At 71.0% G+C, this 19,814-nt stretch carries 14 protein-coding genes; 5 read left to right on the top strand and 9 right to left on the bottom strand.

What is annotated here, in order from left to right; genetic code table 11:
* Position 1: 1 nt before the first annotated feature.
* The 3 genes from OH768_RS20620 to OH768_RS20630 form a co-directional block, all read right to left on the bottom strand.
* Positions 2–1,711, bottom strand: coding sequence for a serine/threonine-protein kinase (locus OH768_RS20620; RefSeq protein WP_406455672.1), 1,710 nt, complete (start codon positions 1,709–1,711; stop codon positions 2–4).
* 157 nt (positions 1,712–1,868) lie between these two features.
* Entirely contained in the window at positions 1,869–4,667 is a 2,799-nt protein-coding gene (locus OH768_RS20625) for a protein kinase (protein ID WP_406455674.1), read from the bottom strand.
* A gap of 164 nt (positions 4,668–4,831) precedes the next feature.
* Positions 4,832–7,216 (bottom strand): serine/threonine-protein kinase, encoded by a 2,385-nt coding sequence (locus OH768_RS20630; RefSeq protein WP_406465370.1) that lies wholly within the window; start codon positions 7,214–7,216, stop codon positions 4,832–4,834.
* Between the two features lie 170 nt (positions 7,217–7,386).
* Here OH768_RS20630 and OH768_RS20635 point away from each other — a divergent pair, with 170 nt between their 5' ends.
* Positions 7,387–8,430 (top strand): serine hydrolase domain-containing protein, encoded by a 1,044-nt coding sequence (locus OH768_RS20635; protein ID WP_406455676.1) that lies wholly within the window; start codon positions 7,387–7,389, stop codon positions 8,428–8,430.
* A gap of 82 nt (positions 8,431–8,512) precedes the next feature.
* Here the strand turns inward: OH768_RS20635 and OH768_RS20640 are convergent, their stop codons facing one another.
* Positions 8,513–10,219 carry a glycerol-3-phosphate dehydrogenase/oxidase gene (locus OH768_RS20640; protein ID WP_406455678.1) on the bottom strand — a complete coding sequence of 569 codons (1,707 nt, stop codon included), beginning with the start codon at positions 10,217–10,219 and terminating at the stop codon, positions 8,513–8,515.
* 271 nt (positions 10,220–10,490) lie between these two features.
* On the opposite strand from OH768_RS20640, the gene OH768_RS20645 reads away from it, so the two are divergent.
* A complete protein-coding gene (locus OH768_RS20645; protein WP_406455680.1) occupies positions 10,491–11,699 on the top strand; it encodes a nucleotide sugar dehydrogenase in 1,209 nt (402 codons plus the stop codon).
* Between the two features lie 136 nt (positions 11,700–11,835).
* Positions 11,836–12,381 (top strand): hypothetical protein, encoded by a 546-nt coding sequence (locus OH768_RS20650; protein ID WP_406455682.1) that lies wholly within the window; start codon positions 11,836–11,838, stop codon positions 12,379–12,381.
* A 577-nt stretch (positions 12,382–12,958) separates the two neighbouring features.
* Here OH768_RS20650 and OH768_RS20655 read toward each other — a convergent pair.
* The 4 genes from OH768_RS20655 to OH768_RS20670 form a co-directional block, all read right to left on the bottom strand.
* Positions 12,959–14,083 (bottom strand): GuaB3 family IMP dehydrogenase-related protein, encoded by a 1,125-nt coding sequence (locus OH768_RS20655; protein WP_200715867.1) that lies wholly within the window; start codon positions 14,081–14,083, stop codon positions 12,959–12,961.
* 116 nt (positions 14,084–14,199) lie between these two features.
* The gene (gene guaB, locus OH768_RS20660; protein WP_406455684.1) at positions 14,200–15,705 is read right to left on the bottom strand and encodes an IMP dehydrogenase; all 1,506 of its coding nucleotides are present in this window, start codon (positions 15,703–15,705) and stop codon (positions 14,200–14,202) included.
* Positions 15,706–15,881: 176 nt separating this feature from the next.
* Positions 15,882–16,469, bottom strand: a complete 588-nt coding sequence (locus tag OH768_RS20665) for a sigma-70 family RNA polymerase sigma factor (RefSeq protein WP_200715865.1) — start codon at positions 16,467–16,469, stop codon at positions 15,882–15,884.
* Positions 16,470–16,735: 266 nt separating this feature from the next.
* The gene (locus OH768_RS20670; protein WP_003948568.1) at positions 16,736–17,347 is read right to left on the bottom strand and encodes a response regulator transcription factor; all 612 of its coding nucleotides are present in this window, start codon (positions 17,345–17,347) and stop codon (positions 16,736–16,738) included.
* 380 nt (positions 17,348–17,727) lie between these two features.
* Here OH768_RS20670 and OH768_RS20675 point away from each other — a divergent pair, with 380 nt between their 5' ends.
* Positions 17,728–18,054, top strand: a complete 327-nt coding sequence (locus OH768_RS20675; protein ID WP_406455687.1) for a WhiB family transcriptional regulator — start codon at positions 17,728–17,730, stop codon at positions 18,052–18,054.
* 76 nt (positions 18,055–18,130) lie between these two features.
* Here OH768_RS20675 and OH768_RS20680 read toward each other — a convergent pair whose 3' ends face one another.
* Positions 18,131–19,030 carry a LysR family transcriptional regulator gene (locus tag OH768_RS20680; RefSeq protein WP_406455689.1) on the bottom strand — a complete coding sequence of 300 codons (900 nt, stop codon included), beginning with the start codon at positions 19,028–19,030 and terminating at the stop codon, positions 18,131–18,133.
* A gap of 80 nt (positions 19,031–19,110) precedes the next feature.
* Between OH768_RS20680 and OH768_RS20685 the strand changes: the two genes are divergently transcribed.
* Positions 19,111–19,779, top strand: coding sequence for an MOSC domain-containing protein (locus tag OH768_RS20685; protein ID WP_406455691.1), 669 nt, complete (start codon positions 19,111–19,113; stop codon positions 19,777–19,779).
* The last annotated feature ends 35 nt before the right edge of the window (positions 19,780–19,814 follow it).

Raw genomic sequence — 19,814 nt, forward strand, 5'->3', positions numbered from 1 at the left:
GTCAGCCCGCGTCGGGACTCCAGCTCTGCAGGACCGACTTGAACTGTTTGCTCGTCGTCGCCCAGTCCGCGGCCGGCGCGGACATGTAGATCGCGTACTCGATCCCGTCACGGGACGTGTACGTCTCCTCGATGGCGCGCCGCGGCCCCGGGAAGGGCGTGTCCTTCGCCTGCGCGGTCCAGGTGTAGTCCCACAGGGATCCGGGGCGGTCGCGGTAGGTGTTCGCCTCCAGGGTCACCCGCTGGTAGTCGACCAGCCGTTGGAGCTGTACTTCCAGGTCCAGCTGGTGGGCGTTCGCGGTGGGGAAGTCCGGAGAGGGGTCGATGGCGATACGGACGAAGTGCTCGCCGCTGTCGGGCGTGTAGTCGACCTGCTTGATGCCGCCGGAGTCGCTGTAGACCTTCCGCACCCAGCCCTTGGGGAGCGATATGTCGAAGCCCCAAGGGTCGTGGTAGACCTCCCAGTTGGCGGGATCCGAGCTCTGCGGCGAGGTCGGCGTGGAACTCTGCGAGACCGACGCGCCCGGGGTGCCGCCCTGGTCCCGGCCCTGGTCCTGGTGCCACTTCTGCAGCCCCAGCGCCGTACCGCCGCCGACGACCGCGGCGAGGACGACCACCAGGACGACCGAACGGAACCGGCGGCGCTTCGGCGGAGCGGGCGCGGCACCGCCGGGCCCCACGAGGGAGACGGGGGGCGTCTGGTGGTGGTGCGTGGCCCCCGTCGCCGACGGATACGGCGTGCCGCCGGTGCCCGCGTACGGCGTCGGGCCAGTGCCGGGGTACGGCGTCGCGCCCGTGCCTGGGTACGGCGTCGCGCCCGTGCCGGGCGTGTCCGTGAAACTCTCCGCCCGTGAGCCCACCCGCTGCGTCGGCAGCCACTCCTCCGCCGACCGCGGCCGTCGTCCCTCGGCGGCCTCCGCGAGCATCTGCTCGGTCTGGTCCGCGTCCGGCCGCAGGTCGGGGTCCTTGTTCAGCAGCGCGGCGATGACGGGCGCGAGCGGACCGGCGTAGCGCAGTTCGCCGGCCTCCTCCTCGACGACGGCCTGCATGGTGGACAGCGGCGAGGTGCGGCGGAACGGCGACCGGCCCTCAACTGCCGTATAGAGCGTGGCGCCCAGCGCCCACAGGTCGGAGGACGGTCCCGGGTCGGCGCCGCGGACGCGCTCGGGGGCGAGGTAGTCGACGGAGCCGACGACCTCTCCGGTCCGCGTGATGGTGCTGTCGCCCTCGATCTGCGCGATACCGAAGTCGGTGAGCAGCACCCGCCCGTCCTGCCCGAGCAGCACATTTCCGGGCTTGACGTCACGGTGCAGGACGCCGGCGGCGTGCGCGGCGCGCAGGGCCCGCAGCACCCACATGCCGATGCGCGCGACCTCGGCCGGTTCGATGCGGCCCTGCTCCTTGACCTCGTCGGCCAGCGAGTTGCCCTCGACCAGCTCCATGACGATCCACGGGCGGCCGTCGTGTTCGAGGACGTCGTGCACGGTGACGACGGCGGAGTGGTTGATGCGCGCGGCGGCGCGCGCCTCGGCGCGGGTGCGCGCCAGCAGTCTCGGCTGGTCGCTCTCGGACACGTAGAGCGCGGCCGTCAACTCCTTGATGGCGACGGCCCGGTGCAGCACCTCATCGTGCGCACGCCACACCCGGCCCATGCCGCCGCTGCCGATCGATTCGGCGAGCCGATAGCGCCCCGCGAGGAGCAGGCCCTGCATCTGATTCACGTTGCCCCGCAATGCTCTTGACAGGCTCAGCGTAAAGACCGGCCCTCCGACAGGGAACCAGCGGGGTACCAAGGAGACCGCACTGTGACGGTTGTCGCTTCTGCGCCCGGACGGGAACCATTTGGCTCCGGCGCGCCGCCTCCGCGGGTCAGCCGGTGTACTGGTAGGTCGACGACGCCTGCTCGTACAGCCGTGTCACCTCGTCCCGTTGGGCCTCCGGGCCGCGTATCTGCACGATGTGGTAGCGGCCGTCGATGAGGAACACCATGTTGCGTACGAACAGGTCGCCGCTCTGGCTGTCCGTCCAGGTGAACTGCCCCTCGGCCATGGTCTTCCCGCCGACCGTGATGGTCCGCAGCCCGGTCGCCGTGGCCCAACTGGAGTCGCGGTAGGGCTGCAACTCCCGCTCGTTGTCCCGCTGGTACACCATCGGGTCGCTGCCGTACGTCGAAGCGCTGTCCCGCCCGGCTACGACGATCAGCTCGAAGTCGCCGTGGGAGTAGACCACTTGGCCGCTGCCGTTCTTCGGCGTACGGGTCCAGCCCTTGGCGACGGCGACCTGGAACCCCACGGAGTCCTTGCGCAGCACGAAGCCGTCGGCGACGTTCGAGCCGGTCTGCGTCTCGGTCGAACCGGCGGACTGGGAAGGGGTGTTGGAGGCAGAGCCGGAGGCTTCGGGCGAGGTCTGGTCGGGCTGCGGCTGACTGCTGGCCGCGGCCGACGACTGACTCGGCGCCGCACTCACGTCCCCCGCCGCTCCCGTCCTGTCCCCCTGCCCGGCGCCGGTGTTCTCCCCGGACTTGGGAAGGAAGAGCATGGCGTAGGCGATCGCACCGGCCAGCAGCAGGAAGATGAGCACCAGCAGGGTCCGGCCGAGGCGCCGGGGCGACCCGGTGACCTCCTGCTTGGCCCGCTTGTGCCGCCCGTGCGGGCTGGTCGCGGGCAGTCCGGCCCGCCGCCTGCGCACCAGCTCACCGCGCCGGCGCACGATCGGCAGCCGCCGCGGGTCGGTCGGCGGAGTGGCGACGACATGGGCACCGGCCTCGGGCTCGGGCGCGGAGCGCACCAACGACCGCAGCCAGCCCCGCAGTTCCTCGAAGTCCAGCCGCTCCGTCGGGTCCTGTCGCAGCAGTGACTCCACGACCGGCCGCAGCGGCCCGCACTCCTCCGCGAAGGCGGGCGGCTCCGCGCACACGAGCTGCACCAGCTCGGCGGTCGCCTCCTCCGGATAGGGAGCGTGCCCCTGCACGGCCCGGAAGAGCAGCGCGCCGAGCGCCCACAGGTCGGTGGCCGGCCCGATCGGCGCGGCCAACTGCCAGTTCTCATGCACCGGAACGGCCTGCTCCGGTGCCCACCGCTCGGTGACGGGCCCCACGACGGTCATCCGCACCTGCCGGGCCCGCTCGGCCGCCAACGCGGTCGCGGGACCACGCCGGACGGGAGCCCCGGCGGCAGCCAACTCGTCCCAGCGGGCGGGGGTTTGGGACTGGGAGTAGGGGTGGGGCTGGGGGGAGTTGCCGGGGACGGGGGTTGTAGTGGGAGGGGCGGGTTTGTTCAGGCTGGGAGCCGATGCTCCCGCACCGGCGAACGTGTCCGTCGGGGACGGCGCGCCGGGGCGTGGCGCGGCGCCCTGCCATGAGGCGGTGTTGCGGACGCCGTAGGGGTCGGCGATCTGCCCCGGCGGCGTGCTGCCGCCCGTGTGCTCCACTCCATGGCCACCGGCATACGGCAGTGGCGCCGACGGCAGAGCGGCCGAACCGCCCGTCTGTGCACCGCCGTTCTCGCCCTCGGGGGCGGGCCGGGCGCCGGGCAACGCCGGCCGTCCCGGCTGCTGGGCATCCTGCACCCGGGCGGCGGCACGCGCTCCCGCCCGGTATGCGGCGATGGCCCCGGCCCGCGCGGCCCGGACGTCACCGCCGGTGTCCACTTCCCTGCGGGCCAGCGCGGCCGACGCCCCGCTCCCGCCACCGCCCTCCACCCCGACTCCGGGCAGCCCTCCGGCAGCCCTGGCCTCGATGGCGGCCCGCCGAGCGGCCTCGGGGTCCACACCAGCGGGGCTCACGGCACGACTTGGGGCACCGGGGCCATCACTGTGGCGCGCGGCACCGGGTCCGCCGACCGCACCCCCGAATCCGATCGCGCCGCCACTGGCAGCTCCGGCGGCTCCGGTTCCGGCTCCGCGGAAGTCACCGGGGAGCGCAGGGGCCGTAGAAGCAGCGGCGGGTGCCGTAGAACCCGTAGAAACTCGGGGAGTTGGCGGAACCGTGGGGCCGCCGTGCTGTCCGGTGTGTTCGGGGTGGCCGCTGCCGCCCTCGGCCTCGCCGTCCTGCGGTGGCACCGGGTCGTAGCCGCACAGTGCCTCCTCCGCCGCGCCGACCGCGAGGCCGGTCAGCATCACGCGGCCGTCGTCGCAGACGAGCACCGTGCGCGCGGTGATGTTCCGGTGCACCCAGCCGTGCGCGTGCAGCACTCGCAGCGCCATCAGCACGTCGGAGGCGACCTCGGCCGCCCGGTACGGCGACAGCGGCTTCTCGGCGAGCAGCGCGGCAAGGGGCTGGGCGGACACCAGTTCGCTCACTATCCACAGCGAACCGCCTTCGGCGAACACGTCGAAGACCTGGTCCAGCCGGGGGTGGTCGGGGATCCGCGCCGCGGCCTGCGCGGCCTCGACCGCACGTCGTACCGCCGGATCGGTCGGCCGCCGTGTGGCGGTACGCGCCGCGGCCGGCCGCCGTGCGCCCCCGTCGCGGGCCGTGAACCCGTCGGGCAGCCCGTCCTCGCCGAGCACCTCCGCCTCGACGACCTCCGGCAACGGCACCTGGCGTACCAGGACTTCCTGCCCGCTGTAGGTGTCGAAGGCCCGGGTCTCGGTGAGTTCGTACTCGTCGGAGGGCGGCAGCGGCAGGCGGTAGCGGTCGGCGAGCACCCGACCCGCATAGTCGTCCACGTTGCCTCCCCCGGCCGCCCGGTTGGTCAATTCCGTTCGCCTTGCGCCCCGTTCCGCCTACTTACCTGGATGCGTACGGTCCGCAACCACTCACGATACGTGCCGGAGGCAACCCACAAAGAGGGGTTGACGGATCTGGCGCGCCAAACCCGGACCCACCCGCCTCACGACTTCGGTTCGAACGTCTTCGTCAGTGTCGTCCAGGTGTCCTTACGCAGCTCGCTGTCCCAATTGGCGGCTTTCGCGGTGTACATGAGCGCATAACCGAGATGGCTGTTGACGACGAATCCGCGGTCGATGGTCCGGTACTTCGTCCCGCCGTCCGTATAGGTGAACTCCCAGTCGGCCGTGTTCCAGCTCCGGTAGTCCACCTTCTCTATTCGGATCCGCGTGTACCCGGAGCGCGTCATGTACTGCTCCTGGTTCTCCCAGTCCGCCACCGGATTGTTCTTCGGCGTACTGGTCCAGGCGATCAGCAGCTTCTGCCCGTCGGGGCCGGCCAGCCGGACTCCGGCGGAGTCCGTCGACTGGTACGACCATCCGGCGGGCAGGCCTATGGAGAACCCCTGGCTTCCCTTGTACGTCTTCACGACAGCGGCGCCGCCCGAGGAGCCGCCGGTCTCGTCACCGCTCCCGCCGGACGCGTTCGTACCGGTGGACGTCGACGTGCCGCCCGAAGCCGACGCCGTCGACGAGGAGTCGGCCTGCGCGCCGCCCGTGCTCGCCGTGTCGCTGCCGTCCTTCTTGGTGCCGGTTCCGCCGCTCGCACTCGCACTCGCGCTCGCGCCGGCAACCGCCTTGCCACCGCTGTTCTTCTTCGACCCCTTCGAGCCGCTGCCGTCACCGCCGCCGAGCGTGAGCGCCAGCACGACACCGATCACCGCGAGCACGACGACCACCGCGATGATGACCAACGTCCGCTTCGGCACCACATCAGTGAGCGGCGCCCTCGGCACGGGCCGCGGCGGCAGATCCGGCGGCGTCATCACGGGCCACCCGGAACTCCGCCCACCCGAACCCGAGTTGGCCGCACGCGCGCCCACCTCGTGCGTCGCACCCGGGTCCTTGGCACCGGAGTCCCGCAGACCGGTCTCCCGCAGACCCGACGCCTGCACACCCAGGTCACGCGTACCCGGGTCACTCGTCCCCGGGTCCGCCGCACCGGCCTTCGCCGCCGGACCGGCCGCGGCACCCGAACCGGCGGTCACCGCACCGGAAGCACCCCCCGACCGAGCCGAAGGCACCCCGGGAGTCCGAGGCCCAGCAGCAACAGGCCCTGAGCCAGCCGCCGTTGCGCCCTTCGTGCCGCTGGAGTCACCGGCCTCCGAAGTACCCGAGCCACTCTTACCCGAAGCGCTGCCCGAGCCGGCCGCACCGGTCCCGGCAGCACCCGCGCCACCCGGCTTGCCGGCAACGGAAGTTGAAGCCGCGCCTTCAGCGGAATCCACACTCGTAGCCGAACCCGCGGCCGCACTCGAACCCGCGGCCGCCGAAGTCGCCGCCCCGGCCCCCGCCGAACCCCCCGCGGACTTCCGCATGGACCGCAACGCCCCACGCAACCGCTCGGCCCCCGCCGAAGCCCCCCCAGCGCTCTTCTTGCCGCCGGACTCGGCGGGCCCCGGCTGCGCGGGCAACGGCACCACCGTCGTCGCGTCCACCGGCGGCACCGGCTCGGCCTTGGGCTCGGGCGCGTGGATCACCGCGTTGAGCATCGCCCGGGCACCGGCGTCGTCGAGACGCTGGGCGGGGTCCTTGTTCAGCAGGCCGTAGATGACGTCCTTCAACGGCCCGGCGTTCTTCGGCTCCTCCAGCGGCTCGGTCATCACCGCGGTGAGCGTGGCGATCGCGGAACCCTTGTCGTACGGCGGTGCGCCCTCGACCGCCGCGTACAGCAGGCCGCCGAGCGACCACATGTCGGCCGCCGGACCCGGCTTGTGCCCGCGGGCCCGCTCCGGGGAGATGTACGAGGGCGCGCCGACGAGCATGCCGGTGGAGGTGATCGACGGGTCGCCCTCGACCTGCGCGATGCCGAAGTCGGTGAGCACGACCCGGCCGTCCTCGGCTATCAGCACGTTCGACGGCTTCACGTCGCGGTGCAGGATGCCCTCGCGGTGCGCGGACCGCAGGACGTCGAGTATCGCGAGCCCGACCTCCGCGGCGCGCCGCGGCTCCAGCAGGCCGTCCTCCCGGATGGCCTCGGCGAGCGACTTGCCCTCGACCAACTCCATGACGATCCAGGGCCGGTCGTCCTCGTCGACCACGTCGAAGACCGTCACCGCGCTGGTGTTGCGGATCCGCGCGATGGCCTTGGCCTCGCGCAACGTCCGTGTGATCAGCCGCCGTTTCTCGTCCTCGTCGATGCTGGACGGGAACCGCAGCTCCTTGACGGCGACCGTCCGGCCCAGGGTTTCGTCCTCGGCACGCCACACCGTGCCCATGCCTCCGCGGCCGAGCACTTCTCCCAACCGGTACCGCCCGGCGAGAAGACGCTCGTTCTTGTCCCGACGAGTGTCCTGACGGGATGTCTCCGCCCGCTCCGCCTCCGACATGCGTCCCCTCATGCAACCCGCCCTGACAGAGCCTCCATTGTCCCCCACCGAACAAGTGCCCAACGCCCAGGGGGCCTCTCGTCGCGCACCCCCCGCACATCCCGTCGGATATCCGGCGCAGGTCACACAGCCAAGCCGGGCAGGATGACCGCCGAGAACGGAGGTTCGCGATGCCCATCCCTCGGACACTGCTGGCCATTCCGGTGTCTCTGGCACTCCTCTGCCTGTCCACAGCCGCTTCGCAGGCAGGGCCGACGCCGGCCACGAACGCCCTGGTCCGACTGCTGGTCACCCGGGGCAGAGCCCCCGCCGCGGCACTACTGGCCGACGACGGGACGGAGTTCCGCTACACACAGGCCGGAACCGGCATCAGCCGTGCCGACCACTTCCGCGCCGGCAGCATCACGAAGACCTTCATCGCGACGGTGGTCCTCCAACTGGCCGCCGAACACCGGCTTTCCCTGTCCGACACGGTGGAGCAACACCTGCCGGGCCTGGTGCGCCGAGCGGGCAACGACGGGCGCGCGCTGACCCTGCGTTCCCTGCTCACCCACACCAGCGGCCTGTACGACTTCACCGCGACCACCGGGGGCACGGTCCCCGTGTCACCTCTTGCGGCCGTCCGTATCGCGCTCACCCACCCTCCGGCCGATCGAGGCCGCTTCTCCTACTCGAACACCAACTACGTTCTGCTCGGCCTGGTCGTCCGGCAGGTCACCGGCCACTCGTACGCCACCGAGGCCGAGCGCCGCATCATCGCTCCGCTGGGTCTGACGGGCACCTCCTTCCCGGGCTCCCGCACCGCTCTTCCCGCGCCACACAGCCGCGCCTACGAGGCCGACGGCTCCGACGTCACCGATCTCGACCCGCGGGTGGCCGGCGCCGCGGGCGAGCTGGTGACCACGCTCGCCGACCTGGACCGCTTCTACTCGGCCCTGCTCGGCGGCGGACTACTGCCCTCGCACTGGCTGCGCGAGATGCTCGACACCCGTACCGCACACGGCTCGTACGGCATGGGGCTGTTTCCGGTGAGGCTCCCGTGCGGCACCACGGTGTGGGGACACAACGGCCGGATCTCGGGCAGCTACGTGCGCACCGCAGCCACCGTCGACGGCCGTCATGTCCTCACCTTCCGGGTGAACACGAGCGAGATCGCAGACCCCGGCCTCGAACCGGCCCTGCTCGCCGCCGAGTTCTGCCCGCGCACCTCGTAGAACGGCCGGGTTCCGGACAAAGATCCCAGCTCACGACACTCGTTCGAGTGAAGCCGACGGCACCCCGCGGAGTTCCAGTCGGCTAAAGCGGCGCGATGTCCGGCGCCCCCAACCGTGCCGCGTCCGCAGTCAGGTCGTCGGGCTGGCGTTGCGACTCGCGCTCGGCCTCCACCCGCTTCTCGTAGTGCTCGACCTCGCGCTCGATCTGGTCCTTGTCCCAGCCGAGCACCGGTGCCATCAGCTCGGCGGCCTCACGGGCGCTGCGCGTGCCCCGGTCGAAGGTCTCGATCGAGATGCGGGTGCGGCGGGTCAGCACGTCGTCCAGGTGCCGTGCGCCCTCGTGCGAGGCGGCGTAGACGACCTCGGCGCGCAGATAGTCGTCGGCGGCCTGGAGGGGTTCGCCCAGCGTCGGGTCCTTGGCGATGAGGTCGAGGACCTCCTCCGCCATCGCACCGAAACGGTTCAGCAGGTGCTCCACGCGCACCACATGGATGCCGGTCTGTGCGGCGATCCGCGCTCGCGCGTTCCACAGCGCGCGATACCCCTCCGCGCCGAGCAGCGGCACGTCCTCGGTGACGCACTCGGCGACCCGCATGTCGAGCCCGTGCACCGCCTCGTCCACGGCGTCCTTGGCCATCACCCGGTACGTCGTGTACTTGCCGCCCGCCACGACGACGAGCCCCGGCACCGGATGCGCCACGGTGTGCTCGCGCGACAGCTTGCTGGTGGCGTCCGACTCGCCGGCCAGCAGGGGCCGCAGCCCCGCGTACACGCCCTGGACGTCGTCTCTGGTCAGCGGTACCGCGAGGACCGAGTTCACATGCTCCAGGAGGTAGTCGATGTCGGCGCTGGACGCGGCCGGGTGGGCCTTGTCGAGGTCCCAGTCGGTGTCGGTGGTGCCGACGATCCAGTGCCGGCCCCAGGGGATGACGAACAGCACGGACTTCTCGGTGCGCAGGATCAGTCCGCTGCTGGAGTTGATGCGGTCCTTGGGGACGACCAGGTGGATGCCCTTGGAGGCGCGGACGTGGAATTGTCCGCGCTCGCCGACCATGGCCTGGGTGTCGTCGGTCCACACACCCGTGGCGTTCACGATCTGCTTGGCGCGGATCTCGTACTCGCCGCCCGCCTCGACGTCCTCCACCTTGGCGCCGACCACCCGCTCGCCCTCGCGCAGGAACCCGGTCACGCGCGCGCGGTTGGCGACCTTCGCGCCGTACGACGACGCCGTGCGCACCAGGGTGGCCACATAGCGGGCGTCGTCCATCTGGGCGTCGTAGTACTGAAGGGCCCCCACCAGGGCGTCCTTCTTCAGCGCCGGTGCCACGCGGAGGGCGTGACGGCGGCTCAGGTGGCGATGGGTGGGCAGACCGCGGCCGTGCGCGCGGGCCATCGACATCGCGTCGTAGAGCGCGACGCCCGAGCCGGCGTAGAGGCGCTCCCAGCCCTTGTGCTGGAGCGGGTACAGGAACGCCACGGGCTTCACCAGGTGCGGGGCCAGCCGCTCCAGCAGCAGTCCGCGTTCCTTGAGCGCCTCGCGGACGAGGGCGAAGTCGAGCATCTCCAGATAGCGCAGGCCGCCGTGGATGAGCTTGCTCGACCTGCTCGATGTGCCGGACGCCCAGTCGCGCGCCTCGACCAGTCCCGTGGACAGGCCGCGTGTCACGGCGTCCAGGGCGGTGCCCGCGCCGACCACGCCGCCGCCCACCACGAGCACGTCCAGTTCGCGCTCGGCCATTCCCGCCAGTGCCTCGGCCCGCTGCGCCGGACCCAGTGTCGCTGTCCTCACCGCTGCCTCCCGCTATCGGTAGCGCCGGCCGCACCCGTTCGGCGAAGCCCGGTTCGTATCCCTCCTGCCCAAATTCTGACCGGGTTGCCCGACTTCAGCCACCACTCGCCCCCAGCCTGTGGACAACAATCACAGGACTGCCGAAAAACACAGCCACCCAATCCCACATAACGGTCATATTTACTCCTAGTCTGACATTGCGCTCGCTCGTTCTGTCCACAGGGCTTGCGCACCTGTCCCGCTTCGGTTATTGGGAAGGACGGCCCACGCCATGCCCGCAGATCTCGCCGTCATCGGACTCGGTCCTCTCGGCCTGCCCCTGGCCCAGGCCGCTGTCGCCGCCGGTATCGCCACGGTCGGCTTCAAGACCGGCCCCGAGGCCGGCTCCCTCAGCCCCGCCGAACTGCGCCGGATGCTCTCGGGGGGCTTCCGGCCGGCCACCGACCCCGCCGAGCTCGGCCGCGTACGCACCGCCGTGATCTGCGCGCCGACACCTCCGGACGCGGACGGTGGCCTCGACCTCAGCCAGGTGGAGACGGCCGCCCGCGCCCTCGCCGCCCACCTGCGCCCGCACACCACGGTGATCCTGGAGTCACCGGTGCACCCCGGCACCACCGAGAACTTCCTGCGCCCCCTCCTCGAAGAGGGATCAGGCCTCCGCGCGGGCCGCGACTTCCACCTCGCCTACTCCCCCAGCCGCGTGGACCCCGGCAACCGCGACTTCACCCCGGCCAACACCCCCAAGGTGATCGGCGGCCTGACCCCGGCCTGCACCGAGTCGGCAGCCGCCTTCTACGGCCGGCTCACCGACAAGGTGGTACGCGCGCGTGGCCTGCGCGAAGCGGAAACCGTGCAGCTACTGGAGACCAACTTCCGGCACGTCAACATCGCCCTCGTCAACGAAATGGCCGTCCTGTGCCACGACTTGGGCGTCGACCTCTGGGACGTCATCCGCTGCGCCGAGACGAAACCATTCGGCTTCCAGGCCTTCCGCCCCGGCCCCGGCGTCGGCGGCCACGCCGTCCCCCAGGACCTGACGGCACACGGCGGTCGCCCGCTCCGCATGGTCGAACTCGCCCAGCAGGTCAACAACCAGATGCCGCGTTACGTCATCCAGCGCGCCGCCGCGCTCCTCAACGAGCACGGCAAGTCCGCGCGCGGGGCCCGCGTCCTCCTCCTCGGCGTCACCTACAAGGCCGACCTCGCCGACCAACAGGCCACCCCCGCCCAGGAGATCGCGATCCGCCTCATGGAACTCGGCGCCTCCGTCAGCTACCACGACCCCCACATCCCCTCCTGGAGCGTCCTGGACCGCCCGGTCCCCCGCGCGGACTCCCTCTACGAGGCGGCGGCCGACGCCGACCTGACGATCCTGCTCCAGCAGCACCGGACGTACGACCTCCAAGGCCTGTCCGTGAAGGCGCAGTTGCTGCTGGACACGCGCGGGGCCACACCGACGGGCGCGGCACACCGGCTCTGAGCACGAAAACGACTGGTCACAGGGCCACTTCGACCTGCTAATCTCCCCTCACTCGTCGCACAGCTGTCGCATATCCGTGCGCGCGCATCTCTGCTTCACCTTTCCTGTCTTCACATCCCGTGGGGGGATCTCTGTCATGAGCGAGTCAGTCACACCACCACAGCCACCTGCCCAGCCGCAGCCGGTCGACGGCAACCCGTACGCCCAGCAGCCCGGCGCCGTACCGCCGCCTCCGGCACCGAGCGCGCCGTACGCCCCGCCGACCCCGTCGGCTCCCCTGCTGAACAACATCGCGCTCGGCCTGGTGACCGCCGTCGTCGCCGCGCTGATCGCCGCCGGTGTCTACGGCTTCGTCATCGGCACCACCAAGCACGAGATCGGCTGGGCGGCGGTCGGCGTCGGCTTCGGCATCGGCCTCGCGGCGGGCAGGCTCGGTGGGCGCAACCCCGCGCTTCCCGTGGTCAGCGCCGTCCTGGCCCTCGGCGCGGTCTACCTCGGCCAGTTGGTCGGCGAGGCGATGATCGGCGCGGACGAGCTGGGCGTGAGTTTCAGCAAGGTGTTCTTCGACCACTTCGACGTCGTCCAGGACGCCTGGAAGGCCGACGCCGACCCGCTCACCTTCGTCTTCTTCGCCATCGCCGCGTTCGCCGCGTTCTCCGGCGCCAAGAAGGCGGCGCTCTGACCCCGGCGCGCGGGGAGTGCAGGGGCGGCGCTTGAGGCGGGGTGTGCGTCGGGGGTTGGTGGCGTGTGACTCGGGGCGCCGGTAACGTAAGAAACAGGTGGAGCCCACCGCAGTGGCTGCTGCGGTGAGCTCCTGAAAAGTGAACGGAGTGTCCACCCCTAGTTGTCGTGGGGGTGGCCGCTCACTTTCCGCCGTACATCCACAAGATCCACCTCCTCCGTTGCTTCACCATCCGAAGACGGATCCGGTCCCAGCGGGTGGGCTTGCGGTGGCGACCCATGGGCGCCCCCTTCCACGAGGCCGCCCATTAGCCCGGTAGGCGGTTCGTCTGGAATTCGGGCCTGGCCCCGAGAGCCCGGGTCCGGAACGATTTCCGTCGAAGGGAGCACCCCAGACAACTGGGGCGCCGATCACGGACGCTACCGCCCCGACACGCCCCACCAGCGAACTTTCGCCCCGAACGCAACCGTGCGCCCCCCTAATCCCAACACGCGCCCCACCACCCCCACTTGGGCACACAAAAGGGCCCGGACCACCCAGCCCGGGCCCTTCGAGGCGTCGTAGAACCGCCTACCGCCTACCGCTTGTGCTGTGAGTCCGCGACCGTCACCTCGACGCGCTGGAACTCCTTCAGTTCGCTGTAGCCGGTGGTCGCCATCGCCCGCCGCAGCGCGCCGAAGATGTTCATCGAGCCGTCGGGGACGTGGGACGGGCCGGTGAGGATCTCCTCGATCGTGCCGACCGTGCCGAGGTCGACCTTCTTGCCGCGCGGGAGTTCCTCGTTGACCGCTTCCATGCCCCAGTGGTGGCCCTTGCCGGGGCCGTCCGTGGCGCGGGCCAGCGGGGAGCCCATCATGACCGCGTCGGCGCCGCAGGCGATCGCCTTGGGTAGGTCGCCGGACCAGCCGACACCGCCGTCCGCGATGACGTGCACGTACCGGCCGCCGGACTCGTCCATGTAGTCGCGGCGGGCAGCCGCCACGTCCGCGACCGCTGTCGCCATCGGGACCTGGATGCCCAGGACGTTGCGCGTGGTGTGCGCGGCGCCGCCGCCGAAGCCGACCAGGACGCCCGCCGCGCCCGTGCGCATCAGGTGCAGGGCCGCCGTGTACGTGGCGCAGCCGCCGACGATCACCGGGACGTCCAGCTCGTAGATGAACTGCTTCAGGTTCAGCGGCTCGTGCGAACCCGACACGTGCTCCGCCGAGACCGTCGTACCGCGGATGACGAAGATGTCCACGCCCGCGTCGACGACGGCCTTGGAGAACTGGGCCGTGCGCTGCGGGGAGAGCGCGGCGGCGGTGACCACGCCCGAGTCGCGCACCTCCTTGATGCGCTGCCCGATCAGCTCCTCCTTGATGGGAGCCGCGTAGATCTCCTGGAGACGGCGGGTCGCGGCGTCCGCGTCCAGCTCGGTGATCTCGTCGAGGAGCGATTGCGGGTCCTCGTACCGGGTCCAGAGGCCTTCGAGGTTCAGCACGCCGAGGCCGCCGAGCTCGCCGATGCGGATCGCGGTGGCCGGGGAGACGACCGAGTCCATGGGGGCGGCCAGGAACGGCAGTTCGAAGCGGTAGGCGTCGATCTGCCAGGCGATCGAGACCTCCTTCGGGTCCCGCGTACGGCGGCTGGGGACGACGGCGATGTCGTCGAAGGCGTACGCCCGGCGGCCGCGCTTGCCGCGCCCGATCTCGATCTCAGTCACGTGTGTGGCCTTTCCTTCTTGCGTCTCAGCGTCTTCCAGTATCGCCGACGGGTACGACAAGGGCGGCCCCGGATGCTCCGGAGCCGCCCTCGACTCACTTCACGCGCGCGTGGCGATCACTTGTTGCGGCTGTAGTTCGGTGCCTCGACCGTCATCTGGATGTCGTGCGGGTGGCTCTCCTTGAGGCCCGCCGAGGTGATCCGGACGAAGCGGCCCTTGGTCTCCATCTCCCCGATGGTGGCCGCACCGACATAGCCCATGGTCTGGCGCAGCCCGCCGACGAGCTGGTGCAGCACGTTGGCCAGCGGGCCGCGGTAGGGCACCTGGCCCTCGATGCCCTCGGGCACGAGCTTGTCGTCGGAGGCGACCTCGGCCTGGAAGTAGCGGTCCTTGGAGTACGACCGGCCCTGGCCGCGGGACTGCATCGCGCCGAGCGAGCCCATGCCGCGGTACGACTTGAACTGCTTGCCGTTGATGAACTGCAGCTCGCCCGGGGACTCCTCGCAGCCCGCGAGGAGGCTGCCGAGCATCACCGTGTCGGCGCCGGCGGCGAGCGCCTTGCCGATGTCGCCGGAGTACTGGAGGCCGCCGTCGCCGATGAGCGGAACGCCGGCCGCGCGGGCGGCGAGGGAGGCTTCGTAGATGGCGGTGACCTGCGGGACGCCGATGCCGGCGACGACGCGGGTGGTGCAGATGGAGCCGGGGCCGACACCGACCTTGATGCCGTCGACACCGGCGTCGACCAGGGCCTGGGCGCCGTCGCGGGTGGCTACGTTGCCGCCGATCACGTCGACGCCGACGCTCGACTTGATCTTCGACATCCAGCTGAGGGCGTTGCTGTTGTGGCCGTGCGAGGTGTCGACGACCAGGAAGTCCACACCGGCCTCGGCGAGGGCCTGGGCGCGCTCCAGCGCCTCGGGGCTGGCGCCCACGGCAGCGCCGACGATGAGGCGGCCCTCGGCGTCCTTGGCGGCGTGCGGGTACTGCTCGGCCTTGACGAAGTCCTTGACCGTGATGAGGCCCTTGAGGATGCCCGCCTCGTCCACGAGGGGAAGCTTCTCGATCTTGTGGCGGCGCAGCAGCTGCATGGCGTCGGCGCCGGTGATGCCGACCTGGCCGGTCACCAGGGGCATCGGGGTCATGACCTCGCGCACCTGACGGGACCGGTCGGTCTCGAAGGCCATGTCGCGGTTGGTGACGATACCGAGCAGCTTCTTGTTGCCGTCGGTCACCGGGACGCCGCTGATACGGAACTTGGCGCACAGGGCGTCGGCCTCGGCGAGCGTGGCGTCCGGGTGCACGGTGATCGGGTCGGTGACCATGCCGGACTCGGAGCGCTTCACGAGGTCGACCTGGTTGACCTGGTCCTCGACGGACAGGTTGCGGTGCAGGACGCCGACGCCGCCCTGGCGGGCCATCGCGATGGCCATCCTGGACTCGGTCACCTTGTCCATCGCCGCGGAGAGCAGCGGGATGTTGACCCGGACGTTGCGCGAGATGCGGGACGAGGTGTCGACCGCGTTCGGGAGCACCTCGGATGCGCCCGGCAGCAGCAGCACGTCGTCGTAGGTCAGCCCCAGTGTCGCGAATTTGGCGGGCACTCCGTCGACGTTGGCAGTCATGACACCTTCCCCAATGGCCTTGATCGGTGCGGATGTCCATGCTAACGGGAAGCACGGTCCCCGAATTCCACGATTCCACGGCTACGGCTCACTCCGGGCTTCGTATGTTCGTACGTGTGCCGTCGGCCGACTGTTCAAGAAGGGCGCCACCGCCAAAGGCAGCAGCCGCACAGGCCCTACTGCTCGGCCAGCGCCCGCAACCGGCTCAGCGCGCGGTGCTGCGCAACCCGGACGGCGCCGGGTGACATTCCCAACATCTGGCCGGTCTCCTCGGCCGTAAGGCCTACGGCGATGCGCAGCAGGAGCAGTTCGCGCTGGTTCTCCGGGAGGTTGGCCATGAGTTTCTTGGCCCATTCGGCGTCGCTGCTGAGCAGGGCGCGCTCCTCGGGTCCGAGGGAGTCGTCCGGCCGCTCGGGCATCTCGTCGGACGGCACCGCCGTGGAACCGGGGTGGCGCATCGCGGCCCGCTGAAGGTCGGCGACCTTGTGGGCGGCGATGGCGAAGACGAAGGCCTCGAAGGGGCGGCCGGTGTCCTTGTAGCGCGGGAGTGCGAGGAGGACCGCTACGCAGACCTCCTGGGCGAGGTCCTCCACGAAGTGCCGTGCGTCGCCCGGGAGTCGGGACAGACGGGTGCGGCAGTAACGCAAGGCCAGTGGGTGTACGTGTGCGAGCAGATCGTGGGTGGCCTGCTCGTCTCCGTCGACCGCGCGAAGGACGAGCCCACCAATCGCCCCTTGGGCACTGGCCCCCTCGTCGTCACGCATCGGTCCATGGTGCCTTGCGGCCGTGTGGTCCGTGGCACCGCGTCCGTTGTTGTGCACCGAAGCGTTATGAGCAGGTGCGCCGGAACTCATCTCCTGCGCCCTCCCCTCCCGCTCGACCGACTCGTCCCCGAGGAACTCCACACCTCAAGGATGCGGCATCCGCGGCGAAACGAGCAGCGGGCGCCCGCCGGGCCCCGTCACCCTCCCCGCCCGCCCTGAGGCAGGCGGGGATTCCCGTACCCCCGCTACGACCCACTGACCTGGCCCTAACGGACCAGACCCCAGCGGAAACCGAGCGCCACGGCGTGCGCCCGGTCCGAGGCGCCGAGTTTCTTGAAGAGCCGTCGGGCGTGGGTCTTGACGGTGTCCTCGGAGAGGAAGAGTTCGCGACCGATCTCCGCGTTGGAGCGGCCGTGGCTCATCCCTTCGAGGACCTGGATCTCGCGCGCGGTGAGCGTCGGCGCGGCGCCCATCTCGGCGGACCGCAGCCGGCGCGGGGCCAGTCGCCAGGTCGGGTCGGCGAGGGCCTGGGTGACCGTGGCCCGCAGTTCGGCGCGTGAGGCGTCCTTGTGCAGATAGCCGCGGGCGCCGGCCGCGACCGCGAGGGCCACGCCGTCCAGGTCTTCGGCGACGGTGAGCATGATGATGCGTGCGCCCGGGTCGGCGGACAGCAGCCGCCGCACGGTCTCGACACCGCCGAGTCCCGGCATGCGTACGTCCATCAGAATGAGGTCCGAGCGGTCGGCGCCCCAGCGGCGGAGGACTTCCTCCCCGTTGGCCGCGGTCGTCACGCGCTCGACACCGGGCACGGTCGCGACCGCCCGGCGGAGCGCCTCTCGGGCAAGCGGGGAGTCGTCACAGACGAGGACGGATGTCATGGCCGCCCTCCGCAGCTGATGCGCGTCACCTTGAGCCTCCAGGCTGGTACGAAATCGTCACCTGTGCGGTCGACCGTCTCGGACGCCTGCCCGAGCACTTGTGTTTGCAACCGCCTCGCACTCTCAACGACGGTCACTCGAAAGAGTTACGGGGCCGTGTGTCGTCTTCGGCACTCTACGTGAGGGTGCGGACACGGCGGAGGCGTGCGCGGCCGACCCTCAAGCTTTCATCACAACCGGTGCCCCATTCAGCCCTATTTCTTCCCTTTTACTGGTGTCTGAGGCTAGATTCGCAATGAGTCATATTTTCATCTCCTTAGATCGTAGTTGTACGGTCGTGGACACTGTATCCGCCCATAACGGCTGCAAGGGGTCACGCAATGGCAGATTTCTCCCGCCTTCCCGGACCGAACGCGGACCTGTGGGACTGGCAGCTCCTGGCTGCCTGCCGAGGGGTCGACAGCTCGCTCTTCTTTCATCCCGAGGGCGAGCGCGGTGCGGCACGAAGCGCTCGTGAGAACTCGGCCAAAGAGGTCTGCATGAGGTGCCCGGTCCGCGCACAGTGCGCGGCGCACGCGCTGACGGTGCGCGAGCCGTACGGCGTCTGGGGCGGCCTCACCGAGGACGAGCGCGAAGAACTGATGGGGCGGGCCCGTAACCGGCTGGTGTCGGCCTCGACCGCCGGGGACATGGCTTCGAACAACTGAAGGAACGTTTCTCCAACAGGGACCTCAGCAAGGTCTCCCACAAGCTCTCCGACAGGGGCACGCGTGCGCGTGCCCCCTACTTTTGGCGTGCCGCCCGCGCCAGCTGGTCCAGCGTCGCCGCCACCGCGGGCACCTGCGCCAGGTCGGGCAGGGTCAGCGCGACGATCTCCCGCCGCACCGCCGGTTCCAGGGTCACCGTCCGCGCGCCCCGGGGCCGTACGGACTCGATGGCGAGCTGGGGCAGTACGGCGACGCCCAGGCCCGCGCTCACCAGGCCGACGACCGCCGGATAGTCGTCGGTCGCGAAGTCGATGCGCGGGGTGAAGCCCGCGGTCTCGCAGGCCTCGACCAACTGGCCGCGGCAGCGCGGGCAGCCGGCGATCCAGGGTTCCCCGGCGAGTTCGCCGATGGCGACGGAGCCCGCGCGCGCGAGCCGGTGTTTCTCCGGGACCAGGGCGACCAGGCGGTCGCGGAGCAGGGGTCGTACGACCAGGTCGGACCAGTCCTCGGCGCCCGTCGCGGTCTCGTAGCGGAAGGCGAGTGCGATGTCGCAGTCGCCCTCGCGGAGCAGTTCGACGGAGTTCGGCGGCTCGGCCTCCTCCAGGAAGACGCGGGTGCCGGGGTGGGCGGCGCGCAGGGCGGCGAGGGCGGTGGGGACGAGGGTCGAGCTGCCGCTCGGGAAGGAGACCAGGCGGACCCGGCCGGCGCGCAGGCCCGCGATCGCGGCGACCTCCTCCTCGGCGGCGGTCAGACCGGCGAGGATGCCGGCCGCGTGCCGGACCAGGGCCTCGCCCGCCTGGGTCAGGCGCATCTCGCGGCCGGTGCGGATCAGCAGCGGGGTGCCGACCGAGGTCTCCAGGGCCTTCATCTGCTGGCTGACGGCGGGCTGGGTGCAGCCCAGCGCGCGCCCGGCCGCCGAGAAGGAGCCGGTGGCGGCGACGGCGCGCAGCACACGGAGATGTCGGGCCTCGATCATGCGCCGAGCATAAGCCGACCTTGGGTGTCCGGGTGAATAATGCGCCACACCTTTGGGGCACTCTCGCCTACCGTGACGTCATGAAGCTTCTCTCGCTGAATCTGGGCCGGGCCACGGCCGTGCCGTACACGGACCAGCCGGACGGCGTGACGGGGATCGACAAGCAGCCGACCGACGGGCCCGTCCGGGTGAGCGCGCCCGGCCCCAAGGGGATCGCCGGGAGCGGTCTCGCCGGGGACACGGTGTGTCATCTGCGCCACCACGGCGGCGACGACCAGGCGGTGTACGCGGTCGCGCGCGAGGATCTCGACGACTGGGAGCGGGAGTTGGGGCGCCCGCTGGCCGGCGGTTCCTTCGGGGAGAACCTGACGACACTGGGGCTCGACGTGTCCGGCGCGCTGATCGGCGAGCGCTGGCGCATCGGTTCCGAGGTGGTCCTTGAGGTCACCTGCGGACGCATTCCGTGCCGCACCTTCCAGGACCACCTGGGCGAGCGGGGGTGGGTGAAGCGGTTCACCCGGAAGGGCGCGCCGGGGGCCTATCTGCGGGTGATCGAGCCCGGTGAGATCCGGGCGGGGGACGCGATCGAGGTCGTGCACCGGCCCGGCCACGGGGTGACGGTGGCCCTGCAGTTCCGGGCCGTGACGACCGAGCGGGCGCTGCTGCCGCGGCTGCTCCCGGCGGGCGAGGCACTGCATCCGGAGGCTCTCGCGCAGGCCCGGAAATATGTCGCGGAGCACGCGGGCTGACCTACCGTCACGGCCCGTTCGACGCCTGGTTCGAC

The sequence above is a fragment of the Streptomyces sp. NBC_01622 genome (assembly GCF_045209635.1).
GTDB lineage: Bacteria > Actinomycetota > Actinomycetes > Streptomycetales > Streptomycetaceae > Streptomyces.